Genomic DNA, 22,471 nt, shown 5'->3' with positions numbered 1-22,471 from the left:
CTTTTCCCAGCCACCACCCGACAACCAAACAACGACCTCGGCAGTTAAACACCGTCTACCGTCCAGTTCTTGTAGCGACGGCTCCGTGTTTTACTACCCACCTAAATGCCTTCTCACCCCACCCCTTCCGCTTCTACCCTCCAGCCGGGTATGGGCGCTATTCCGCACCTTGCCGGCACTATTTTTCGCGTATGGGCGCCCCACGCCGAAGAAGTCAACGTAATAGGCACTTTCAACGACTGGGCCGGTAAAAGCAACCCGCTCCAACCCGAGGCCGACGGCTATTGGGCCGCTGATATAGCTGGTGCCAAACCCGGCGACGAGTACCGGTTCTTAATCTGCTACAACGGCCAGGAACTAAGTAAAAATGACCCGTACGCCCGCGAAGTCACGCACTCGGCCGGCAATTCCGTGGTACCAAACCACGATTTTGAGTGGGAGGACGACCATTTTGAAATGCCCCCTTGGAACACGCTCGTCATTTATGAGATACATGTGGGCACCTTCAACGCTCCCGATCCTGACAAGCCGGGCACTTTTCACGACGTTATCGAGAAGCTGGATTATTTGCGGCAATTAGGCATCAATGCCCTCGAAATAATGCCCCCCACGGAATTTCCGGGCAGCCGCAGCTGGGGTTATAATCCCTCCCACCCTTTTGCTATCGAAACCGATTACGGTGGGGCCCACGCTTTTAAGCAGCTGGTAAAAGAGGCTCACAAACACGGCATAGCTATTATTCTGGACGTAGTCTACAACCACTTTGGTCCCGGCGACCTTGACCTGTGGCAGTTTGATGGCTGGCAGGAAAACGATGGCGGCGGCATTTATTTCTACAACGACTGGCGGGCCGAAACGCCCTGGGGCCACAACCGCCCCGACTACGGCCGCCCCCAGGTGCGCCAGTACATCCGCGACAATGCCCTGATGTGGCTAGAAGAGTTTCGGGTCGATGGCCTGCGGGCCGACTCCATTTCCCACATTCGCAACGTGCACGGCAGCACCGACCCCTCCACCAATTTGCCCGAAGGCTGGGACCTGATGTGCTGGATCAACGAGGAGATTCAGGCGCGTATGCCCTGGAAAATCACGATTGCCGAGGATTTATTGGGCAACGAGTACATCACGCGCCCCACCGATCAGGACGGACAGGGATTTTCTACGCAGTGGGATGCGGCCTTCGTGTATCCCATTCGCGAAGCCCTGACGACCCAACACGACGCCGACCGCGACATGCAGGCCGTCGCCGGCGCCATCGCTCAGACCTACAATGGCGACGCCTTCCAGCGGGTTATTTACACCGAGTCGCACGACGAGGTAGCCAACGGAAAATCGCGGGTGCCGGAGGAAATTATGCCCAGCGCGGCGAATAACTGGTACCCGAAAAAGCGTGCTACCCTGGGTGCGGCGCTGGTGCTCACGTCCCCTGGCGTTCCGATGCTGTTTCAGGGCCAGGCTATGCTGGCCGATGGCTTTTTCTCCGACGACCAACCCCTGGACTGGAGCCACGCCGAAAAACACAGCGGTCTGATTCACCTTTACCGCGACCTGATTGCCCTGCGCCGCAACTTTTCGGGCACCACACGCGGCCTTTCCGGCCAGCACACGGAGGTTTTTCATATTAATAACGAGGCCAAGACTATCGCCTTCCGCCGCTGGGACCAAGGTGGCCCCGGCGATGAAACCATCATCCTGGCCAACTTCGCCGATACCACGCAAGACGGGTATTGCATCGGGCTGCCTACGGCTGGCCAGTGGCAGGTGCGGTTTAATAGCGACTGGGCTGGCTACGATCAAGAGTTTGGCAACTTCGAAAGTTTCGGAGCCGAAGCGGAGGAAGGCGAGTATGATGAGTTACCATTTCACGCCTGTTTTGGGCTGGCACCATACTCGGTCTTGATTATCTCGCAGTAAAAGTCGTAAATCGAATCTTAGAGAAGAGCGCAGAGCAAGTAGCGAGTTCTGCGCTCTTCCGCGTTTTGCTACGTGCCAGCCTGCGGAAAATCCGTGAGCACGTTTATCTTGCCAGAGCTACGACCTCCTAAAACCTTGCGTATATGCAGCCACCCGCCTCTGCCCCCGAAATCATTGCCCCCGATGCTCTGCTCGTTGAAGTCGCCTGGGAAGTCTGTAATCAGGTGGGGGGCATTTATACCGTTATCCGCTCCAAAGTACCGGCCACGGTGCAGGGTTGGGGCGACCGGTATTGCCTATTAGGACCTTATTTTCCCCAGCAGGCTCAGGGCGAGTTTGAGCCCATGGAGGATCATGAGCTAACGCTTCTGACCGATCCTTTCGCCGGGGCCGTGCGCCAAATGCGCCTGCTGGGCTACGACATACAGTACGGCACCTGGCTCATAACCGGCCGGCCGCGGGTGGTACTAATCAATCCCTTTCAGGTCTACGACCGCCTGGGCAGTATTAAAGCCGACCTCTGGCAGCACCACGGCATCCCCACGCCCGACCACGATGACCTCTTGCATCAGGTAGAAGCCTTTGGGCATCTGGCTACTATTTTTCTGCAAATTCTGACCGCCGAAGTGGTGCCGCCTCAACGTATAGTAGCGCATTTCCACGAGTGGATGACGGGCGTGGCTATTCCGGTGTTACGCCGCGAGCAGGTGCCGGTTCACATTGTGTTTACCACGCACGCTACGTTGCTGGGCCGCTACTTGGCCATGAACGACCCCAACTTCTACGATCACCTCATGCAGGTCGATTGGGAGGCAGAATCGCGCAATTTCAACATCGAAACGGCCGTACGAGTGGAGCGCGCTGCCGCCCACGGCTCTCATGTGTTCACCACCGTGAGCGAGCTGACGGTGCGCGAGTGCATTTATTTACTGGATAGAATTCCGGACGCGGTGCTGCCCAACGGCCTCAATATTGAGCGCTTCGTGGCCCTGCACGAGTTCCAGAATCTGCACCAGCAGTACAAGGCCAAAATTCATGACTTTGTGATGGCGCACTTTTTCCAGAGCTACGCTTTCGATCTGGATAACACGCTGTACATGTTTACCTCGGGGCGCTATGAGTATCATAACAAGGGCTTTGATATAACGCTGGAGGCCTTAGCCCGCCTGAATTACCGCTTGCAGCAAAGCGGTATGGAAGGGCAGGTAGTCATGTTCTTCATCACGAAGCGCCCCTTTACCAGCATCAACCCATTGGTGCTCCAAAGCCGGGCGGTGCTGGATGAGGTGCGCGAAACCTGCGCGGCCATTGAGCGGCAGGTAGGTGAGCGACTCGTATACGCTGCCGCCGCCAGCACTGATCATCGCCTACCCAACCTCTCGGATATGGTGGATGACTATTGGCGTCTGCGCTACCGCCGCACCCTGCAAAGCTGGAAAACGACGCAACTACCTTCAGTCATCACCCACAACTTAATCGATGACGCGAAGGATGATATTCTGAATTTTCTGCGGCGCTCCAACCTGATTAATAACCAGCACGACCGCGTAAAAATCGTGTATCATCCCGATTTTGTTTCGCCTACGTCGCCTTTGTTTGGCATGGAATACGGCCAATTTGTACGCGGCTGCCACCTGGGCATTTTCCCTTCCTATTATGAGCCCTGGGGCTATACGCCGCTGGAGTGCGTGGCCCGCGGCGTACCAGCTATTACCAGCGACTTATCCGGCTTTGGCGACTACGTGATGCAGAACGTACCCAATCACGAAGACAAAGGCATTTATGTGGTGCAGCGCCAGGAAAAGAGCTTCGACGAAGCCGCCGAAGAGCTCACCAACATGCTCTGGAATTTCGTGCTTCTCAATCGGCGCGAGCGAATTATGCAGCGCAATAAAGTGGAAAGCTCTTCTGAGTTATTTGACTGGAAAAACCTGCGTCAATATTATGATCGGGCCTATTCGTTGGCGTTGGAACGGAAGTAACCTTCTACGTCCGCTGCTCCTGCTGCTCATAGTTGCCGGCACGGCGCTGGCCCATGAGTTCTGGCTGTTGCCCCCGCGCTTTTTCGTAGCGGCGGGCAGCAGCCAGAATCTCCACGTTTTTGTGGGGGAGGATTTTAAAGGAGAGCGATGGGCCGGCAAAAGTGCCCGCCTCACGCGCCTGGTGCAGTATACCGCCACCGATTCGACCGACCTTACCGCCGCTGCTACCCGCACCGATACGCTGCAAACTACTATTGCTTTTCCAAAGCCGGGCCTGCAATTAGTAGCGCTTACTACTACGAATGCGTTCATTGAATTGACGGGCGAAAAATTCACTGCTTACCTACAGGAAGACGGCCTTGAGAACGTTTTAGCCTTGCGCCGCCAGCGGGGCGAAACCAACAAGCCCGGCCGTGAAGCCTACCGGCGTTGTGCCAAAACGCTGCTGCTGGCCGGGTCAGTCACCACCCGCGACAGTACGTTTGCCCGCCCTACCAGACAGCCGCTGGAGTTAATTCCAGAACAAAATCCCTACGCGCTAAAAGCTGGTGCGGCCCTCACTGTGCGCGTACTGTACGAGGGCAAGCCGCTGCCCCGAGCCCTGGTGCAGGTATGGCAGCGCGGAGCCCCCGGCCAAACAATTACCCGCCGAACCAAATTATACACCAACCAAAGTGGTCGGGTGCTGTTTCAATTGTCAGCACCAGGCAGCTATATGGTAAGCACTGTGTGCATGGTGCCCGCAACCGACCGCAAGACGGCTGATTGGCAAAGCACCTGGGCTACATTCACCTTTGGATTTGCCCCCCAGAGAGGCTTTTAAAAATACTGGGATTAGTACTTAAATTTAATCAGTATTTTTCCTAGTTTAGGATCCGTTTTCAATAGTGAAAATGTTAAAATTGGGTACTTATTCCGCTTAACCAGGCCCAATTAATTCATTCTCTTGTCTTATTTTTGTCGCTGTGCGAGTGTTCCTTATCCGGGACTCGTCGGTTTCACGCGAACTGAATTTTTGTTACCTTCGCAATTCCCATTAACCCGTCCCTAACGTCCGTATGAAGTACTCCATCGATAAAAAGGAAACTTACACCATCATCACCATTGATGAGAAGAAGCTGGACACCACGGTGGCCCCGGACCTAAAATCGGAGTTTGTCAAGCTGAACGCGGAAGGTATCAATAACCTAATTCTGGATTTGGGCAATGTGAAGTATACTGATTCTTCCGGTCTTAGCTCTATCCTGATTGCCAACCGTTTGTGCAATTCTACCGGCGGCTTGCTGGTGCTTACTGGCCTGCAAGACCACGTAATGAAGCTCATCACCATTAGCAAGCTTGAGTCAGTGCTGCATATTCTGCCTACCGTTGAAGAAGGGATTGACCGCGTATTTCTGCACGCTATCGAGCGCGACCTGACCAGCAAAGAATAGGTTCTTTAGTTATCGGCTGTTGGTTGTCTGTTGTCAGTTTGCTAAAGCTGATAGTGGGCGACCAACTTTTTTTTATGGCCCGATGGGTGAATGAGCGAATGAGCAAATGAACGAGTGAGTGAGTGAGTATTCTTACACAATTACAGAACGACCATCCATTCACTCATTCGCTCATTTACTCATTCATCCATTTCCCTCTCTACATGGAGTTTGAGCTAAAAATCCTGGGTAGCGCCTCGGCCACGCCTTTTCTCAACCGGCACCACACGGCCCAGGTACTCTCCGTCGACGCGAACTCCTACCTAATTGATTGCGGCGAAGGCACACAGCGGCGCCTGATGGAGTACAAGGTGCGCCACCAGCGACTGGGGGCCATCTTTATTTCCCACCTTCACGGCGACCACTTCTTCGGGCTGTTTGGGCTGCTCTCCACCATGCATCTGCACGGTCGCACCGAGCCGCTGCTGCTCTTTGGTCCTGCCGGCCTCGACGATATTCTTACCACGCAGTTTCGCTACTCGCACACCCAGCTTTCGTTTGAGTTGACCTTTACTCCCGTCGACACCACGCAGCATGCCCTGGTGTATGAGGATAAGTACCTAACCGTGCATAGCCTGCCCATGCGGCACCGGATTCCGTGCTGTGGCTACTTGTTTCGGGAGCACCCCAAGCGCCGCCACCTCGATAAAACCCGCCTTCCAAGCGACCTCACGCCGGCCCAGCTCAGCCGCTTGGCACAGGGCGAAGACATTCTTGATGATGCCGATAACGTACTGGTTGCCAACGCTGATGTAACGACTGACCCCTCGCCGTCGCGCAGCTACGCTTACTGCGCCGATACGCTTTACACCCCTGCCCTGGCCGATTTGGTGCGCGATGTTGATCTGCTGTATCACGAGGCGACTTTTCTGGATGATATGCGCGAGCGGGCTACGCTTACGCATCATTCTACGGCGCGGCAAGCGGCGCATCTGGCGCGCCGGGCCAACGCTCACCGCCTGCTCATTGGTCACTTCTCCTCCCGCTACCGCGAGCTGGAGCCTTTATTGGATGAGGCAAAAGCTGTCTTCGAGTGGGTAGAGCTGGCGACTGAAGGCAAAATCGTGAGTTTGTAGGAACGCGCTACGGCGCGTTCGGCCGTCGCGTCCTAATAGCTTTGCTTCGGAGTCATTTTTCAACCACACAACGATTAACGCGCCGTGGCGCGTTCCTACGACTTATGACACCTTTCGCACGCAAAAAACAGCAACTCTACCTTGTGCTCAGTGGCATTTTCGTGGTGAATGCGTTGCTGGCGGAAATTATCGGAGTCAAGATTTTTTCGGTCGATGCTCTGCTGGGGCTGCCGGGCAACCTAACGGCTGGGGTGCTGATCTGGCCCGTGGTATTCGTCACGACGGATATTATCAACGAGTACTTCGGCAAGGCCGGCGTTTTGCGCATTAGCTACCTCACCGTAGGCCTGATCCTGTACTCGTTCGTCGTCATTCTCGCCACCACGCATTTGCCCCCCGCCGCCTTCTGGCTCGACGTGAACAAGCTTGACGCGGAGGGCCGGCCCTTCAACGTTGACTTTGCCTACCGCAGCATCTTCCGCCAGGGCCTGGGCATTATCGCCGGCTCCATCACCGCCTTTTTGATTGGGCAGGTGCTCGACGCGACGGTGTTTCAGATGATTCGGCGGCTCACGGGCGGGCGCTACGTGTGGCTGCGCGCCACCGGCTCCACGCTTGTGTCGCAGCTCGTGGACAGCTTCGTGGTATTGTACGTGGCCTTCTATTTATTTGGCAACTGGTCTTTTGATCAAGTACTCAGCGTAGCCAACACGAACTACTGGTATAAATTCGCGGCGGCTATTCTGCTTACGCCGATTATTTATTTAGCCCATTTTCTCATTGACCGCTACCTCGGCCGCGAAGAAACCGTGGAGTTACAACAGGAAGCGGCGGCCGATGTGAGTGTGTAATGATTATTCACCGATGCGCTTATTTCTTCTCCTACTTGCCAATCTGCTGTTATCGAAAATAGCGTTGGCGCAGTTTTCAAAGAAATTTGAAGTTGGCTCTTACGTTTTGATAGAGAATCGGAATGAGCGCCAGTATGGCCAACTTAAGTTGCGAAGCGAGAAGAAGCTTCGCGTTAAATCACCGGAAGGCAATGCGTTTAGGCTAAAGCCTAATCAGGTTCACAACTTTCGTATTGGTAGCCGTCATTATATAGTAGCCAAAGATTTCCATCTCTCAGAAAATTCGCATTCTATTGATGTGAAAGCAGCTTTCGTAGAGCGTCTTGACAGTGGTCAGATTGTATTAATGCGCTATGATCACTTTATAAATACTGGTGCGAATTGGCTTTTCCTTTATCGATATCCTATTGCTGTTTATTTATTAAGCGATCCTTCTAGTTCCGCTTTTAACCTTGTGTATAATTATTTTAATAAATCACTGTTTCGTGAACAAGTACGACCTTTTTTAACAATGAGTCCTGACTTAATTCAGATGTTAGATAAAGGAAAGATTACCTTTTATAATTTACCATCGGCTATACACGCGCTTAATAATAATTCACCATTTCTTCCTTCGGACGCACCGGAGCGGAAACAATAACTAACAAGTCTCTCTTCATGTCCCGCATCCTCACCGGCATCCAAAGCACCGGCCGCCCGCACCTCGGCAACTTACTGGGGGCCATTTTGCCCGCCATCGAGCTGTCGAAAAGCGCTCAGAACGACTCGCTGTATTTTATTGCTGATCTACACTCGCTTACTACAGTGCGCGACGCGCAGGTACTGCGGCAAAATACGTATGCCGTAGCGGCGGCCTGGCTGGCGTGTGGCTTCGACACCGAAAAAAACCTGTTTTACCGCCAGTCCGACGTGCCCCAAGTGACGGAATTGACGTGGTATCTGAGCTGCTTTACGCCTTACCCGATGCTGACTAACGCGCACTCGTTCAAGGATAAATCGGATAGGCTCGCGGACGTAAACGCGGGCTTGTTTACGTACCCCGTGCTCATGGCGGCAGATATTTTGCTGTATGACGCCGACGTCGTGCCCGTTGGAAAAGACCAGATTCAGCACCTGGAAATAGCGCGCGATATTGCCGCCGCCTTCAACAGCCGCTACGGCGAAACGCTGGTGCTACCCCAGGCTCGCGTCGATCAGCAATTGATGACCATTCCGGGCACCGATGGCCAGAAGATGAGCAAGAGCTATGGCAACATCATCGACATATTTGCTCCCGAAAAAGACCTGCTCAAAACCATCAAAACTATCGTGACGGATAGCCGTGGCCTCGACGATCCGAAAGACCCGGAAAACGACACTATTTTTAAGCTTTTTTCGCTGCTTGCTACGCCCACTGACACCGAACAAATGCGCGCGAAATACGTGGCTGGCGGCTACGGTTATGGCCATGCCAAACAGGCATTATTCGAGCTAATCATGCAGCATTTTGCGACGGAGCGCGAGCAGTTTATTTTCTATATGCAAAACCTACCCGAGCTTGATGCTCGTTTGGCCGAAGGTGCCCGCAAAGCGCAGGCCTACGGCCGTGAAGTATTGAATCGGGTACGCGAAAAAATAGGGTATTCTGTTTAATACATGATTTTCGGGTTCCACGGAATCAGAAGATTTAATAGTCAATTCGCTCAACTAAAAAGCCCCCCGTCACTAGTGCCGGGGGGGTTTTTACTACAATACCTAAGGCCATAAACCGCCTCGTTTAGCTTATTCGGGCTGATGATGCTGTCCGTTGTAGAAGCTGAAACCCAATTTGCTACCGCGGCTTACCTGCTGATTTTCAACTTTCTGCTTCACCGTAATTTTCTGAATTTCTTGCAGGGGCGGAGCTATCAAATCGTTATTCACAGCGGCAATCATTGCGCTTTCCACGAACATCTTCAGTGCGTCGGAGGTGAGCAGATTATCAGCCATATTTATGTCCGGTAGCTCAAGCTCCTTCACGCCCTCAATAAAGTAGTGATTATCAATATTAATGAGGAGCCGGCCTACCAAATAACCGGGGTCGTTGAGGCGCTGATATTTGATGCTGTCAGCCATAAAATTATAGGCCATAATATGGCCGAAAAAACGGCGACGAAAATCCTCCTCCACATATTTGGTTGGCATAGGACCGTAATCGTCGGGAAAGGTGATGATATTGGAGTGCATCACGAACATGAGCAAATCGCCGGAGAACCGGATGTGAAACTCCATTTCGTTGATCGGCCGGTACTCAATAATGACCGTGGAATCGACGGCGGTAATGCGTTTGCTCAGCTCCAGCGTCAACTCCAAGGATACCTGGCGCAGCAAATCGAAGGCGGCACTGGTATTGCGAAAGATGGCCTGCTTTGCCGTGGCTTTCTGCTTCAGGCCGTCCGAAATAAGCGCCAGGCGCTCAGTCGCTTCTTCAGCCGTAACGACTTCGGCGGCGGCCATTGCCTTTTTATGCACCTGAACCGCTTCAGCCGCCGCTTTAGGATCAGAAACTGGTTTTTTCGAGGTTCTTTTCGCCATAATAACAGGAGAGCAAATGCCGGTCCACAGGACCAGTAAAAAGAGTCACACATAGAAAATTACGCGCCTCAGGCCGGTAAGTTAACCCGCGGAAGCTGCACAGTGTATTGCTGCCCTAGTGCCATCATCCTAGCCAATCAGAGCAGGAAGCCCATTTTCTGCCTGATGCTGAGCCAGATGCGACGGCCCCGTCAGCGCAGGCACTGGCTTCCAGGTGTTGCTTTGAAAAGCGACCGTGCGCAGGCCGGCATGCGGAAAATCGGGTGTGGGGGGCAAAATCATTCGCTCCGCCGACTCACTTGTCAGGGCTTCGCTTACGGTGCGCACGGCCCCGGCGGGCACGGCCCGACTCTCCAGGGTCTGGAGCAGTTTTTCGCCATTCACCTCGCCTATGCGATGGGTCAATAGCGCCTCCAGCCCGGCTCGGTGGGTTACGCGCATGGCGTTCGTGTGAAAGCGCGGATCGGAAGCCCACTCCGGCCGGGCTAGTGCCGCGCACAACAACTCAAACTGTCGGTCACTACCGACGGCTAACACCAGATGGCGGCCGTCGGCGGCCCGGTACACGGTACCATAGGGCACGATGCTGGGGTGGCCCGAGCCTAACGGCCGCGGGTCGTGGCCGGTTACGAGCCAGGTCGCGGCTTGATTGGCCAGGGATGCCAAGGCACTATCGAGCAAAGACACCTGCACTAGTACGCCGCGGCCGGTATGCGCCCGTTGATAGAGGGCCGTGAGCAATCCTTCCTTCAGCTGGTGGGCAGCCAGTAAGTCCATCAAGGCTACGGGCATTTTCAGCGGCTCAGTGCCGGGCGGACCGTTGAGGTGCATAAAGCCGGTTTCGGCCTGGAGCACGGCGTCGTAGCCAGCCCGGTTGGTGTCAGGGCCGTAGCCAGTAAGATGACCGTAAATAAGACGCGGATTGTCGGCCGACAGCGTGGCGAAGTCGGCCCCCAGCTTCTCGGCATCGCCGGGCTTGTAGCTGGCCAGCACGATATCAGCGCGGGCGGCCAGGCGGCGAATGCTGGCCCGGCCGGGCGGCGTAGTCAGATCTAGCACCACGGATTGTTTGCCCCAATTGGACGCGGCGAAATAGGCTGAGATATCCGTGTCCGAAGTTTCGGCAGGCGTCTTCCAGGTACGGGTCACGTCGCCAGCCGGGGCTTCTATTTTCAACACGGTTGCGCCCAGCTCGGCGAAGAACTGGCCCACCTGCGGGCCTGCCAGAACCGAAGCAAGCTCGAGAACGAACAGGCCAGCGAAGGGCTGGGGGGCTTTTTCTGGGGGAAGGGACATTATTTGGGCAGAGTTGTAAAAAATAAACGCAAACAATATTTCCCACCGAGTTACGCGGAGGTTCGAAGTGTTCAATCATCAGCACTCTGCGAACCTCCGCGTAACTCGGTGAGAAATACTACTAATAGCAGTTTGGCCTCAGCAATGGCAGCGCTTCAAAATGGCGTATCTTTGCACTAAATCAAGCGGTTCGCTGACCAGAAACCAAGGTCAGCTATTTTTTCACTTCACTTAGCTGTACCTTGAAATTTACCGAGTTTAATCTCCACGACGACTTACTGGCCGGCGTGGATGCCATGAATTATCTGAATGCCACGCCTATTCAGGAGCAGGCAATTCCCAAAATTATTGAAGGCAAAGACCTCATTGCCTGCGCCCAGACAGGCACCGGCAAAACGGCGGCCTATCTCCTACCCCTCCTCGACCGGATTTCGCACGCCAAGCACGGCCACACGTCTACGCTCATTCTGGTACCTACGCGCGAGCTGGCCACTCAGATTGATGAGCAGATCACCGGCTTCGGCTACTTTGTAGAGGCGAGCAGTATTGCCATTTATGGCGGGGGCAAAAGCGAAGGCTGGGAGCAGCAGAAGCGCGCCCTTACCAGCGGGGCCGACATCATCGTGGCCACGCCCGGCCGTCTGATTGCCCACTTGCAAATGGGCTACGTGAAGTTCGATCAGATTAAGTACTTGGTGCTGGACGAGGCTGATAAGATGATGGACATGGGCTTCTCCGATGATATCCTCAACATCGTGCGGCAGTTGCCCAAGAAGCGCCAGACGCTGCTGTTTTCGGCCACCATGCCCAACAAAATCCGCGATTTCTCGAAGCAGATTCTCAACGAGCCCGAAGAAATTCGGCTGGCCGTATCCAAGCCCGCCGCCGGCATCGACCAGCAGCTCTACATGGCTTTCGACCGCCAGAAAATCTATATCCTGGAGCACATTCTCAAAACCCAGAATGTGCAGAGCATGGTACTGTTTACCTCCCAGAAAGCGGCGGTGGGCAACATCGTACGAGCTATTAATAAGCTGGGCTACGTGGCCCAGGGCATCAGCTCGGATCGTACCCAAGAAGAGCGCGAGAAACTCATGCGCGACTTCAAAAACAAGCAATTCCCTATTCTGGTGGCCACCGACGTACTTAGCCGTGGCATTGATATCGATAGCCTTTCGCACGTTGTGAACTACGATATTCCCCGCGCCGCCGAGGATTACGTCCACCGTATCGGGCGCACGGCCCGCGCCGCCACCACCGGCACGGCCATCACGTTCATCGCCGACCAGGACCAGGACCGCGTTCTTAAAATTGAAAAGCTCATTGAGCGTGAGCTGGAAAAACGAAATATCACCGAGGAGCTAGGCCTGGGCCCCGCCCCGGAGTTTGATCCCAAGCGCTTCAGTGGCCTGGGAGGCAAAATTGGTGGTCGCCCGGCTCGCAATGGTCACGCTGGCGGCGGTAGCTCGCGCGATGGTGGCGGTCGTGGCCCGCGCCGCGAAGGTAGTGGTGACGGCAGCCGTCCGCCCCGCCGCGATGCGCCCAATGCGAATGATCCGGCCCAGAAAGAGCGCATTGCCAAGGCCAACTTAGCGCTAGCCGCGCTTGACGCAGGCGGCGCACCGGCTCAGCCTTACCAGCGTCCGCCCCGCGCCCCGCGCCCGGAAGGCGACACACGCGAGCCGCGTGCACCCAGAGCCAAAGGAGAAGCAACAGAGACCAGTATCCAAGCCCGAACTCCCCGCGAGCTCCGGCCCGAGGGCGAAGCAGGTGAAGGTAAGCAGCGCCGTAAGCGTGGAGGCCGCAACCGCAACGGTCGCGGCCCGCGTCCGGAAGGCGGTAGCGCGGAGGCTACGCAAGCCGCGCCGCCGGTGTCAGGTGGAGAGTAAACCCAAAAGCTCATTCACAAAAAGCCCCCGGCACATTGCTGGGGGCTTTTTGTGTGGCATAACAGCCTAAAAATCTATATGTTAACCTATTGGCGCATGAGTTCGTGAGGCCAGTGTATGTACAGGAGCACAAGTGTCGGCAGCAGCCAGCCGTAGTGCCACATCCTTCCTAATTCTAGCTTACAGCTATCTAGCAAGCGTACTTACACAGGGGGCGTAAAAGCCCTAACATATTATTGCTCGCTTTCAACCTCACTGATTAAGCCAGCCTTATTTCTTCCTCTATGAAAAGACACAGGCGTAATGATGATTAAAAATCACCAAGTAGAAGCCTGAATAAAAACGCCTTACATTTGTTAACTCAACGGGGAAGTGTATCCTTCTTGGGGGCTCTACCGTTGATAAGTACTTAAATACCTCCCTTATGAAGCCTACCAAATCAAAAAAGGTCGAAGAGCTGAATGATGCAGCCACCACCACGCGACAAGCAGAAACGCCTCTAGAGGCGCTGTATCGCCGGGTTAAGCAGGCACAACAGCGTCGCATCCAAAAACGCAAGCGCATTCACGCCCACTAAGCGAGTCGCGCAGTTTCAATAAAAAGCCCCGGCCACTTACTGAGTAGCCGGGGCTTTTTATTACCCCAAAGCTAAAGACCTTTGAGGGCTGTTGGTGAGCATACCCAGAAAAAAGCCCCCCAGTCCAATACTGGGGGGCTTTTTTGAAATAACTTCGACCTTCCTAGTTGCGGGTCATCAGCGCATTTGCCTGCAGCTCGCCGGAGGGAATTGGCCACACGTAAAGCGGATCGGATGGTGCTACGGCCCCCACGGAGCTCATGGCGAGAATAGGCGCGTTCAATCGCATGATGTCCATGTTATGAGTACCCTCGCCCAAGAACTCAATACGGCGCTCCAGCAGGATATTATTTACAGTAGCCTGCGTATAAGGCGTGCCGGCCGAGCGGGTGCGAACGGCGTTGAGGAGAGCTAAGGCCTGAGGGTAAGTTGGGCCATTTACACGGGCGCGAGCCTCCGCCAGGTTCAGGTCACCTTGGCAGGAGCCGTGCTACAATCAAAAGCCCGGCCCGCACCACAAACGCAACGGAACCGGCTCTGACACTTACTGCCAACTTGAATTGAGCAGTCTGGAGCAAGTAGAACTCATGATTGTAAACCCGGCGAGCCATTCCGAAAAAATCGCCCAGAGGGTATATAAGCTACATTTGTCTTTGCTTATTTGTACTGATAATACCGCACGTAGTCTACCAGCATTTGCTTAGGGAAGGTAGTGTTAGCGTCGAGGTTGCCGTCAATATCGCCCCCACGGCTACGTTTACGTTCAGGATTAGGTAAAACTTGTTGTCGAATGGGTAAGGCGAAACGCTGGAGGGCGAGATGGTGAAATAAAGCGATCAGGACATAACTATGTAATAAATATTGCATCAATCACAGAAAAAAACCAATTAGAAGCAGCGTGACAGGCGCTTTTTATTACCTTTTCAGGCTATTAATCTCTGTTTTTATTCCTTTACATTTTTCATGAAAAACTTATACTACTGCTTGCTATAAGTTATTTTCCTTTGGGCGCGTGGATGCAGGTATCTGCGGGCTCCCTTGTGCATATGGCCAGCAGCGGAGTCACCCTTGCCCGGCTGGCCCACAAAGCCAAACCAGTAGCCGCCAAACCGGCTGCTCTGGTGGCTCGCTTTCGGGCCGGCAACCGGTTCGCGCCCCAGTAACGGACGGCTCCCAACCAGTTGCACGGCCCTGCTGCCGAGGACACCACTAACCTGGAAACCTTCCTGATCGCCGCCCACGACGCCGATGCCCACCCCGACGAGCTAAACGTGTGCCCCAACGCAGCCCTGGCCCAAACGTTTCTGGGCAACATCCGGCAGCTTCAACCCAAGTGGAACGTGGTGCAATATCATCAGGAGATGGCCTTCTACGTGCAGGAGCACAAGCGCTGCCAGCAGCCGGCCGCAACAGCCGCCCCCTAGCGCCCGCCAGGCTACCTTAGCGGCGCATTCCACCTGAAAAAGTCTCCCGCCGCCTCATAAAGCAGCCATAAGCTTTTTTATAAAATAGCGGAGCTGAGTGCGCTTTCCATATCCAGAAGCGCTACCCAATCACAGCCGAAGTCGGTCAGTTGAAAGGGTTGTTCTAAAGCCAAAAAAGCCCCCTGAACGAATCAGAGGGCTTTTTTTAAACTAGGGTAGCAGGCCGATAAGCACCTTATCTTATTCTATACGCTCTAACCTGCGCGGGCGGCAGCCAGCTTAATAACCTGGATTTTGAGCCAGGTTCGGGTTGACGTCGCGCTCCGCCTGTGGGATGGGCAGCACGACGTTGAAGGGCTTGATGCCTTTAGCAATCAGCTGTGGGTTGGTTAGCAGCGTATTGGTGCGCTTCAGGTCGTACCAACGGTCCATCTCGAAGGCTAACTCGTAGCGGCGCTCTTTCAGAACAGCCTCCTTGGTAACGGAAGTCAGAGCAGGCAGACCAGCCCGATTCCGCACTCGGTTGATGGCGGCCAGACCATCGGCCGAACCAGGAGCGGCTTCGGCCAGAATCAGGAACACCTCAGCCAGCCGCAGCACCGGCACGTTGAGCGGCGAATCCCAGACGGTCGAGAGCTGGCCAGCGTAGAACTTCCGGACGTTGAAGCCATTAGGTGCGCCCTGCAGTCTGGCGGGCTGCACCTGGCCGTCCGGGTATTTGTCGCCGGGCACGAACACGGTTACCGGCTTGCGAAGGTCGCCGGCTTCGTAGCCGTCCACGAACTCTTTCTCGGGAATATTGAAGCCGTAGCCCCCTCCCGACACCACAAAAGGACTACCATAGAAGCGGGCCCCCCAGAATTGGTTAATCGCCGAACCCGGACCATCAAGGCTGAAGGTGTTCAGGCCGCTTTTGTACTGCACCTCAAACAGCGACTCCTGCCCGTTTTCCTTGTCCACGTTGAAGTTGTCACCGTAGTTAGGCCACAGGCTTTTGCCGGAGCCTGCAAGCACCGCGCGGGCCTGGGTGGCGGCATTGGGCATATCGCCCATGGTGAGGTATACTTTCGCTAGCAAGGCCGTGGCCGACCACTTCGTGGCTCGCCCCACGTCGTTGCCGGTGTAGGACGCGGGTAGCTTGGGAATGGCAGCGGTCAGGTCTTTTACAATCTGGGCATACACCTCCGCCATCGGGGTACGGGTGATGTTAGCTACTTCCGCCGGGCTTTGTGCGGGAGTCAGTACCAGCGGCACATCCCCGTAGGCCCGCACCAGGTAGAAGTAGTATAAGGCCCGGAGAAACTCGGCCTCGCCCAGGCTCCTGGCCTTGATGGCCTCATCCATGGTAATGGCCGGTACGCGCGTGAGCACCTGGTTGGCGGCGCCTATACCCAGGTATGTGCGCTGCCACAGATTGGTGATGACCGGGTTGCTGGCCGGAATGGCGAAATTATCGAGCTGCTGAAACTCGATGCCGTCGGCGGCGCCGCCGCCGCCCACGTAAGAGTTATCTGCCATCATATCCATGGCCCATAAGGAGTGACCATAGAGCCCCTGCTTCTGGAGCTGCGCATACGCGGCGGTAGTGGCTTGAATGGCATCGGCCTGCGTCTTGTAAAACACTTCGGTCGAAACGGCGTCGCGGGGCTGCAAGTCGAGGTAGTCTTTACTACAGCCCGCCAATAGCCCTAGCGAGAGCAGAGCAGTGCCTAGGGTTTTCTTCTTCATGGTAAATCGTGCGTGTAACATACTATTACAAGTTGAGGGGTAAGGGGCTCAGCGCCGTAGCGCTAAAAGCCCAGGTTGATACCTGCCAGGAAGACACGCGACTGCGGGTAGATGCCCCGGTCAACACCGAAACTACCACCCTGGTTGCCCAGCTCGGGGTCGAACCCAGTGTAGTTGGTGATAGTGAGCAGGTTCTGCGAGCTTACATACAGCCGGATACGCTGGCTATGCAGCGTGCTCAGCAGCGAGGCAGGCAGCGTATAGCCCAGCGTGAGCAGCTTGACCCGCATGTAGGAACCGTCTTCCACGTACTGGCTGGAGACGCGGTTGTTCTCATTAGGGTCATTGGCGACTGCCCGGGGAATGTAGTTGCTGGTACCAGGACCGGTCCAGCGCTCCAGTGCAATAGTACCGGCGTTAGTAGCCGCGGCCAGTCCCCCATCGAGGTAGTAGCGATTCAGGTTGTACACATCGTTGCCCTGTGAGCCCTGCAGGAACACGTTCAGGTCAAATCCCTTGAAACTGAGGGTGTTGTTCAGGCCATAGGTGAACTTAGGGTTGGGATTACCAATAAAGGCCCGGTCGTTCCCGTTGACTACGCCATCGCCGTTCAAATCCTTGAATTTGATATCTCCCGGGGCCGTGCCCGAAGTTTGGTAGCGGCCCGTGGGCGACTGGGCATCCAGCGCGGCCAGCTCATCCGCCGTCTGGAAGAGGCCGTCGGCTACAAAGCCGTAGAAAGACCCAAAGGGCTGGCCTTTATCGTAGCGCACCAGGGTTTGCCCCCCCCGAATGCCCTGTCCGTTGAAGGGCCGTCCCTCGCCAAGCGACGTCACCTCGCTGCGGTAGGCACTGAGGTTCAAGCTGGTAGACCAGCTGAACCCCTGGTCGTCAGCCACGAAATTATTGGTGGTCACAGATAGATCTACGCCGCGGTTGCGGGCGGAGGCTGCGTTGGTAGCAATAGCGTCACTGGTGCCCGACACCCGCGACACCGGGACATTGAGCAACAGATTTGGCGACGTGCGCTGATACACATCAACTGAGGTGGTGACGCGGTTTTGCAGTACCCCAAAGTCAATACCCAGGTTATACTGCTCATTGTTTTCCCAGCGCAAATCGGTGTTTGGCAGCCGGGTGGGCACCCCCCCAATATTCGCATTTTGGGCACCTGTCCCGAACACGTAGCCCGTGCTCGGGCCGGAGTTGATGGTGGGGAGGTAGCCGAAAGTGCCGGCATTGAGTGGGTTACCCACCCGGCCGTAGCCGGCCCGCAGCTTCAGGTTGTTCAGGTAGCTGACGTCCTTCAGGAAACCTTCCTCCGACAAGCGCCAGCCCACCGATACGCCAGGGAAAAAGCCGTATTTTCTGCCCGGTGCGAAGGCCGAAGAGCCATCATAACGAGCCGTAGCCGAGAGCAGGTACTTGCCGGCAAACTCATAGTTGACCCGGGAAAAGTAGCTGTTCAACCGGCTGCGGCCATTGCCACCGAAGTTATTGATCTGCGCGTTAATTGGACCCCTGTCCAGAATCTGGAGCGTGTTGTTGGTGTAGCCAGTCCGACTGCCGCCCAAATAGAAGAAGTCAAACTGCTGGGCCGATTGCCCGACCAGCAGGTTTACCTGGTGCTGGGTGCCGAACAGCCGGTCATATGCCGCCGTATTCTCAATCAGGTAGCTAGGGTTGTAGTTGGCGCTGCTGTTGGCTGAGGAATTAGCAGGCCGGTATCTGGTAGATCCGTCAATAGAAGGGTAAAACTGGTCACCCTGATTAAACTGTAGGTCAGCCCCGATGTTGGTTCGCAGGCGCAAGCCCTTCAGGGGCTCCAGTTCGGCGTAGAACGTGGAAGTGAGGCGGTTGCGGTTGTTCTTCAGGATGGGCCGCAACGCGGCGGTTACGGGGTTCTCCTCCCCAAAGTTATCGGCGGCGGTGTACTCGTAAAAGCTGCCATCGGGGTTGTAGGCCGGTACGAACGGCGGTGCCTGCAGGGCCAGCTGAATGGGGCCGCCTACCTCGCCGTTCTCGTTGGGCAGCGGCCGTTCGTCTTGGTGGCTAAGCCCGAGCGTGCTGCCCACCTTCAATACTTTATTTAGCTGGACTTCACCGTTCGTTCGCAGCGTAAACCGCTGGAAGCTGGAGTTAATGATGGTGCCATCCTGCTGGAAGTAGCCCGCGCTCACGGCGTAGCGCGCCTTTTCGCTGCCCCCCGTTGCCGAAATAGCATAGTTCTGAATTTTGGCTGGGCGAAAAATTTCGTCCAGGAAGTTGGTGGACGGCAGAGCCGCTATTTTGGCTGGCGAGTCAAAGCGCGGGTTAAGGGCAAGGGGAGTATTGTTCGGAAACTGTGTATTGAAATTGGTACGCGCCTCGTTGTTGAGCTCGGCGTACTGCTGGGCATTGAGCAACCCCACCTTCCGCCAAACGCTTTGGGTGCCCACGTAGGCATCAAGATTGACGTTGGAGGTGCCCGCCTTGCCGCGTTTGGTGGTGACAATAACAACGCCGTTGGCGGCCCGCACGCCATAAATGGCGGTGGCCGAGGCGTCCTTCAGCACGTCAATGCTTTCAATATCGTTTGGGTTAATAGAACTGAGTTCGTTGCCGTTGCCATCCGATGGCAGCGGAAACCCGTCTACCACGAACAGCGGATTGTTATTGCCGGCTGAAGTAATTCCCCGCACCCGGATAGAGGTTCCGCCCAAGCCGCCCGGTGCCCCGGAGTTAGAAATAACAGTTACACCGGCTGCCCGGCCTTGGATGGCCTGAGCCGGGTTGGCCACGGGCTGCGCCGCAACCTCGCGGGCCGAAACCGAGGACACGGCCCCCGTTACGCTTTGGCGTTCCTGCGTACCGTAGCCTACTACCACTACTTCATTTAAGGCCTGCGTGTCCTCGACCAGACGAATGGCCAGGCTGGTCATAGTTCCCGTCACGGGAACTTCCTGACGCACAAACCCCACTGAGCTGAAAACCAGTACGCTGTTTTCGGGCGCCACGAGGCTGAAGCTGCCATCGAGGGCCGTTGAGGTACCGGTCGTGGTTCCTTTCACGATTACAGTCACTCCCGGCAGGCCTTCGCCATTAGGCTGGGTCACGCGGCCCGACACGGGCACGTCGGCCGGCGTTTGCAGGGTCGCGGCGGGGCGGCGGGGCAAATTCCGGCCTCCCAGGGCGGGAGCCACTACCATTGGCAACCCGCAGGCCGTCAGCAGCATGACTCTTTGAAAGAAAGATGGGTAGGGATTCAAGGGCATAATGGGTAGAGGTGAGTAAGCTGGGAATTCACTGGGAAAAAGCAACTCGTCCGCACCGACCACCAGGGTCAGTGCCACGTTATGGTCATGGTGAAGGCGCAGAGCCCTTGCTGGCTCCCGCAGCCCGCCCCGACCGGGCACTGGAGGCCGTAGCCCCGGCGTAGCGGAAACGCCGGACCTGGTCGCCCACGCGCAGGGTGAAGTAGCCGTCCTCGAGCTGGCGGCGGCCCTCGGCGTCGGGGTAGGTCAAGTCGCGCTGGGGCTGAATCTCGAAGGCCAGCTCGAGGGTTTGGCCGGGCTGGAAGTCCTGCTTCTCAAAATGCTTGAGCAGGCGCACGGGGCGCGTCATACGGCCTACCTCATCGGTCAGAAACCACAGCGCAACCTCTTTACCGGCGCGAGTGCCAGCGTTGGTCACGCGCACGGTAGCCCGCAGGGTGGCATTACCACTGAGCACTGAGTTAGCTAGCGTTAAGTCGCTGTAGCGGAAAGTAGTATAGCTCAGGCCCTGGCCAAACTCGGTAAGCATGGAGGCCTTGTATTTTGCCCCCCGGTTCTCGAAGCCTGCCCCGAAGTCGCTTAGCTCCAGGCTATTCTCATTGTCATCGTGGTGATAAGGCGAGAAGTGACCGGCAAACTGCGGATAAGTAAAGGGCAGTTTACCACTGAGATTCACCTTACCGCTGATAATTTCAGCAATGGCCTGCCCACCGCCAAAGCCTGGCAGTCCGCCCCACAAAATGCCCCCCGAGCCATTGGCCACGGCCCTAATAATGCTGGGCCTCCCTCCTATTACCACCAGCACCGAGGGTTTACCCACGGCCTGCACTGCCCGAGCCAATTGCAGTTGGTCATCGGGCAGCGTCAGGTCGCTGGTATTACCTAATCCTTCCGTGTAGGGCCGCTCGCCGAGAGCCATGACAACGGCATCGGCGCGGCGAGCAGCAGCAGTTACGCGGGCCAAAGCCAGCGCACCAGCCGCATCACGGTAGGCTACGGTTTCAACCTGGGCGTTCGGGTACTCCTTTTTTAAAGCCGCGTAAATAGTCAGAACTTCTTGAGGATACTCTTCCTCTTTTCGTCCCTGCCATGCCAGTGTCCACCCACCGGCCAGGTTAGCGCGGGAGTCGGCGGACGGACCGACAACCAATAGCCGCTTTACCTTGGAAGCTGCGATAGGCAGTAGGTTGTTCATGTTTTTGAGCAGTACGATGGACTCGCGGGCGGCCTCCACCGTTTGCTGCTTCAGGGCGGGGTCGCCAATCCGACTGAGGCGGTCGGTGCGCGGCATGGGGTTGTCGAACAAGCCTATGTCCTCCTTCATCTGTAGCACCCGGCCCGCCGAAAGGTTGATGCGCTCTTCGGTGAGACGGCCTTCTCGCACCAGCTCTTTTACCAGCGTGCAAAACGTTGTCGTGTAGGGCGTCATGGCCATGTCCACGCCCGCGTCGATGGCCGTAAACGTGGCCTCCTTCTCGTTGGCAGCCACTTTCTGGATGCGCACTAAGAGTATAATATCTTCCCAATCGGTGACGGCCACGCCCTGAAAGCCCATTTTGGTGCGCAGCAGATCGGTGAGAATGCGACGCGAGGCGTGCACCGGCTCCCCATTGATCTGGCCGCTGTTAATCATGATGCTCTTCAGTCCTGAATCGATTGCGGCCTGAAAAGAAGGACGGAAAAACTCTTCAATACGCTGATCAGAAATCTCCGCCACGGTGCGGTCCCAGCCGGTACGCGGATCAGAATAGCCCAGAAAGTGCTTGCCGCAGGCCGCTACTTTATAAGGGGCAATTTCCTTGTTCTCCTGTAGCTCCCGCACAAAGGCAGCGCCCAGCACAGAGGCTACCAGGGGGTCTTCGCCGTAAGTTTCATATAAGCGAGGCCACTGCGCGTTCACGCCCAAGTCCAGAACCGGCGCAAATACCCAATGATGCCCCAGATCAGCTGACTCAAGCACCGTGGCGCGAGCAGCCTGGCGGGAAAACTCAGGGTTAAAAGTGGCCCCCAGGTTTAAGTTATGAGGAAAGATGGCCGCCTTGGACACGTAGCTGGCCCCGTGCATGTGGTCAATGCCATAGATAACAGGAATATGCAGGCGCGACTCGCGCATGGCAATTCGCTGCAAAGCGGCTGAATACGCGGCCCATTGCGCTGGGTCTACGGCCTCCCCATTCAGAAATGAGCCGACATAAAACTGCTTGATCAGCGGAATCAGCTTGGCAGAATTTAAGGTTATATCCTTTTGCTGCCCGGTATTATTAATAGTAGTATTAGAGAGTTGGGTCATCTGCCCAATTTTCTCCTCCAACGTCATTTGCGCAAGTAGCGCGCGCACCCGCTCACTCACGGGTGCAGGCTTAAAAGAAGTTACAGACTGAGTTGTAGCAGTAACGGTAGTCGCTGGGGCTATAATAGCAGTTGTACCCGCCCGCTGACAACCTTGATTTGTAGC

General features: G+C 55.8%; 17 protein-coding genes. 11 read left to right on the top strand and 6 right to left on the bottom strand.

The annotated features are described in order from the left end of the window. The first annotated feature begins 105 nt into the window (after positions 1–105). The 8 genes from B9A24_RS14085 to trpS all read left to right on the top strand — a co-directional run bounded on the left by B9A24_RS14085 (position 106) and on the right by trpS (position 8,927). Positions 106–1,914: an alpha-amylase family glycosyl hydrolase gene (locus tag B9A24_RS14085; RefSeq protein WP_084446664.1), complete on the top strand. Its 1,809-nt coding sequence runs from the start codon at positions 106–108 to the stop codon at positions 1,912–1,914. Between the two features lie 143 nt (positions 1,915–2,057). Beyond that, positions 2,058–3,896: a glycosyltransferase gene (locus tag B9A24_RS14080; RefSeq protein WP_084446663.1), complete on the top strand. Its 1,839-nt coding sequence runs from the start codon at positions 2,058–2,060 to the stop codon at positions 3,894–3,896. Beyond that, positions 3,859–4,719 (top strand): DUF4198 domain-containing protein, encoded by an 861-nt coding sequence (locus B9A24_RS14075; RefSeq protein WP_084446662.1) that lies wholly within the window; start codon positions 3,859–3,861, stop codon positions 4,717–4,719. Before B9A24_RS14080 ends, B9A24_RS14075 begins: the two co-directional genes overlap by 38 nt. A gap of 235 nt (positions 4,720–4,954) precedes the next feature. Next, complete coding sequence (locus tag B9A24_RS14070; protein WP_084446661.1) at positions 4,955–5,329, top strand: STAS domain-containing protein; 375 nt, start codon at positions 4,955–4,957, stop codon at positions 5,327–5,329. A gap of 203 nt (positions 5,330–5,532) precedes the next feature. Continuing rightward, a complete protein-coding gene (locus tag B9A24_RS14065; protein WP_084446660.1) occupies positions 5,533–6,444 on the top strand; it encodes a ribonuclease Z in 912 nt (303 codons plus the stop codon). A gap of 104 nt (positions 6,445–6,548) precedes the next feature. Continuing rightward, the gene (locus B9A24_RS14060) at positions 6,549–7,295 is read left to right on the top strand and encodes a queuosine precursor transporter (protein ID WP_084446659.1); all 747 of its coding nucleotides are present in this window, start codon (positions 6,549–6,551) and stop codon (positions 7,293–7,295) included. A gap of 13 nt (positions 7,296–7,308) precedes the next feature. Continuing rightward, positions 7,309–7,935: a hypothetical protein gene (locus B9A24_RS14055; RefSeq protein ID WP_084446658.1), complete on the top strand. Its 627-nt coding sequence runs from the start codon at positions 7,309–7,311 to the stop codon at positions 7,933–7,935. A 17-nt stretch (positions 7,936–7,952) separates the two neighbouring features. After that, positions 7,953–8,927 (top strand): tryptophan--tRNA ligase, encoded by a 975-nt coding sequence (gene trpS, locus B9A24_RS14050; RefSeq protein WP_084446657.1) that lies wholly within the window; start codon positions 7,953–7,955, stop codon positions 8,925–8,927. Positions 8,928–9,056: 129 nt separating this feature from the next. On the opposite strand, the gene B9A24_RS14045 is transcribed toward trpS, so the two are convergent. Together B9A24_RS14045 and B9A24_RS14040 are read right to left on the bottom strand one after the other, a co-directional pair. Continuing rightward, a complete protein-coding gene (locus tag B9A24_RS14045) occupies positions 9,057–9,848 on the bottom strand; it encodes a hypothetical protein (protein WP_234997288.1) in 792 nt (263 codons plus the stop codon). A gap of 129 nt (positions 9,849–9,977) precedes the next feature. Beyond that, on the bottom strand, positions 9,978–11,144 hold the full coding sequence (locus B9A24_RS14040) for a CaiB/BaiF CoA transferase family protein (RefSeq protein ID WP_234997286.1): 1,167 nt from the start codon (positions 11,142–11,144) through the stop codon (positions 9,978–9,980). A 296-nt stretch (positions 11,145–11,440) separates the two neighbouring features. On the opposite strand from B9A24_RS14040, the gene B9A24_RS14035 reads away from it, so the two are divergent. Further along, positions 11,441–13,033, top strand: coding sequence for a DEAD/DEAH box helicase (locus B9A24_RS14035; protein WP_143434944.1), 1,593 nt, complete (start codon positions 11,441–11,443; stop codon positions 13,031–13,033). Between the two features lie 424 nt (positions 13,034–13,457). Further along, positions 13,458–13,610: a hypothetical protein gene (locus tag B9A24_RS22105; RefSeq protein ID WP_159452056.1), complete on the top strand. Its 153-nt coding sequence runs from the start codon at positions 13,458–13,460 to the stop codon at positions 13,608–13,610. A gap of 163 nt (positions 13,611–13,773) precedes the next feature. On the opposite strand, the gene B9A24_RS14030 is transcribed toward B9A24_RS22105, so the two are convergent. Beyond that, positions 13,774–14,073 carry a RagB/SusD family nutrient uptake outer membrane protein gene (locus B9A24_RS14030; protein ID WP_234997289.1) on the bottom strand — a complete coding sequence of 100 codons (300 nt, stop codon included), beginning with the start codon at positions 14,071–14,073 and terminating at the stop codon, positions 13,774–13,776. Between the two features lie 718 nt (positions 14,074–14,791). Here B9A24_RS14030 and B9A24_RS14020 point away from each other — a divergent pair. Then, positions 14,792–15,034 (top strand): hypothetical protein, encoded by a 243-nt coding sequence (locus B9A24_RS14020; RefSeq protein WP_084446653.1) that lies wholly within the window; start codon positions 14,792–14,794, stop codon positions 15,032–15,034. 279 nt (positions 15,035–15,313) lie between these two features. Here B9A24_RS14020 and B9A24_RS14015 read toward each other — a convergent pair whose 3' ends face one another. From B9A24_RS14015 to B9A24_RS14005, 3 genes are all read right to left on the bottom strand, one after another. After that, positions 15,314–16,783, bottom strand: coding sequence for a RagB/SusD family nutrient uptake outer membrane protein (locus B9A24_RS14015; RefSeq protein WP_084446652.1), 1,470 nt, complete (start codon positions 16,781–16,783; stop codon positions 15,314–15,316). Positions 16,784–16,824: 41 nt separating this feature from the next. Continuing rightward, positions 16,825–20,016: a SusC/RagA family TonB-linked outer membrane protein gene (locus B9A24_RS14010; RefSeq protein ID WP_084446651.1), complete on the bottom strand. Its 3,192-nt coding sequence runs from the start codon at positions 20,014–20,016 to the stop codon at positions 16,825–16,827. Positions 20,017–20,101: 85 nt separating this feature from the next. Beyond that, the gene (locus B9A24_RS14005; protein ID WP_262490598.1) at positions 20,102–22,333 is read right to left on the bottom strand and encodes a beta-glucosidase family protein; all 2,232 of its coding nucleotides are present in this window, start codon (positions 22,331–22,333) and stop codon (positions 20,102–20,104) included. Positions 22,334–22,471: the final 138 nt, after the last annotated feature.

This window comes from Hymenobacter roseosalivarius DSM 11622, from assembly GCF_900176135.1.
Taxonomy (GTDB): domain Bacteria; phylum Bacteroidota; class Bacteroidia; order Cytophagales; family Hymenobacteraceae; genus Hymenobacter; species Hymenobacter roseosalivarius.
This window is presented reverse-complemented; position numbering and strand designations above follow the sequence as displayed.

What these genes read in the sequence shown, in the direction of transcription:
- B9A24_RS14085 (WP_084446664.1), top strand. Translation starts at nt 106, where the DNA reads ATGCCTTCTCACCCCACCCCTTCCGCTTCTACCCTCCAGCCGGGTATG.
- B9A24_RS14080 (WP_084446663.1), top strand. Translation starts at nt 2,058, where the DNA reads ATGCAGCCACCCGCCTCTGCCCCCGAAATCATTGCCCCCGATGCTCTG.
- B9A24_RS14075 (WP_084446662.1), top strand. Translation starts at nt 3,859, where the DNA reads ATGATCGGGCCTATTCGTTGGCGTTGGAACGGAAGTAACCTTCTACGT.
- B9A24_RS14070 (WP_084446661.1), top strand. Translation starts at nt 4,955, where the DNA reads ATGAAGTACTCCATCGATAAAAAGGAAACTTACACCATCATCACCATT.
- B9A24_RS14065 (WP_084446660.1), top strand. Translation starts at nt 5,533, where the DNA reads ATGGAGTTTGAGCTAAAAATCCTGGGTAGCGCCTCGGCCACGCCTTTT.
- B9A24_RS14060 (WP_084446659.1), top strand. Translation starts at nt 6,549, where the DNA reads ATGACACCTTTCGCACGCAAAAAACAGCAACTCTACCTTGTGCTCAGT.
- B9A24_RS14055 (WP_084446658.1), top strand. Translation starts at nt 7,309, where the DNA reads ATGCGCTTATTTCTTCTCCTACTTGCCAATCTGCTGTTATCGAAAATA.
- trpS (WP_084446657.1), top strand. Translation starts at nt 7,953, where the DNA reads ATGTCCCGCATCCTCACCGGCATCCAAAGCACCGGCCGCCCGCACCTC.
- B9A24_RS14045 (WP_234997288.1), bottom strand. Translation starts at nt 9,848, where the DNA reads ATGGCGAAAAGAACCTCGAAAAAACCAGTTTCTGATCCTAAAGCGGCG.
- B9A24_RS14040 (WP_234997286.1), bottom strand. Translation starts at nt 11,144, where the DNA reads ATGTCCCTTCCCCCAGAAAAAGCCCCCCAGCCCTTCGCTGGCCTGTTC.
- B9A24_RS14035 (WP_143434944.1), top strand. Translation starts at nt 11,441, where the DNA reads ATGAATTATCTGAATGCCACGCCTATTCAGGAGCAGGCAATTCCCAAA.
- B9A24_RS22105 (WP_159452056.1), top strand. Translation starts at nt 13,458, where the DNA reads ATGAAGCCTACCAAATCAAAAAAGGTCGAAGAGCTGAATGATGCAGCC.
- B9A24_RS14015 (WP_084446652.1), bottom strand. Translation starts at nt 16,783, where the DNA reads ATGTTACACGCACGATTTACCATGAAGAAGAAAACCCTAGGCACTGCT.
- B9A24_RS14010 (WP_084446651.1), bottom strand. Translation starts at nt 20,016, where the DNA reads ATGCCCTTGAATCCCTACCCATCTTTCTTTCAAAGAGTCATGCTGCTG.
- B9A24_RS14005 (WP_262490598.1), bottom strand. Translation starts at nt 22,333, where the DNA reads ATGACGTTGGAGGAGAAAATTGGGCAGATGACCCAACTCTCTAATACT.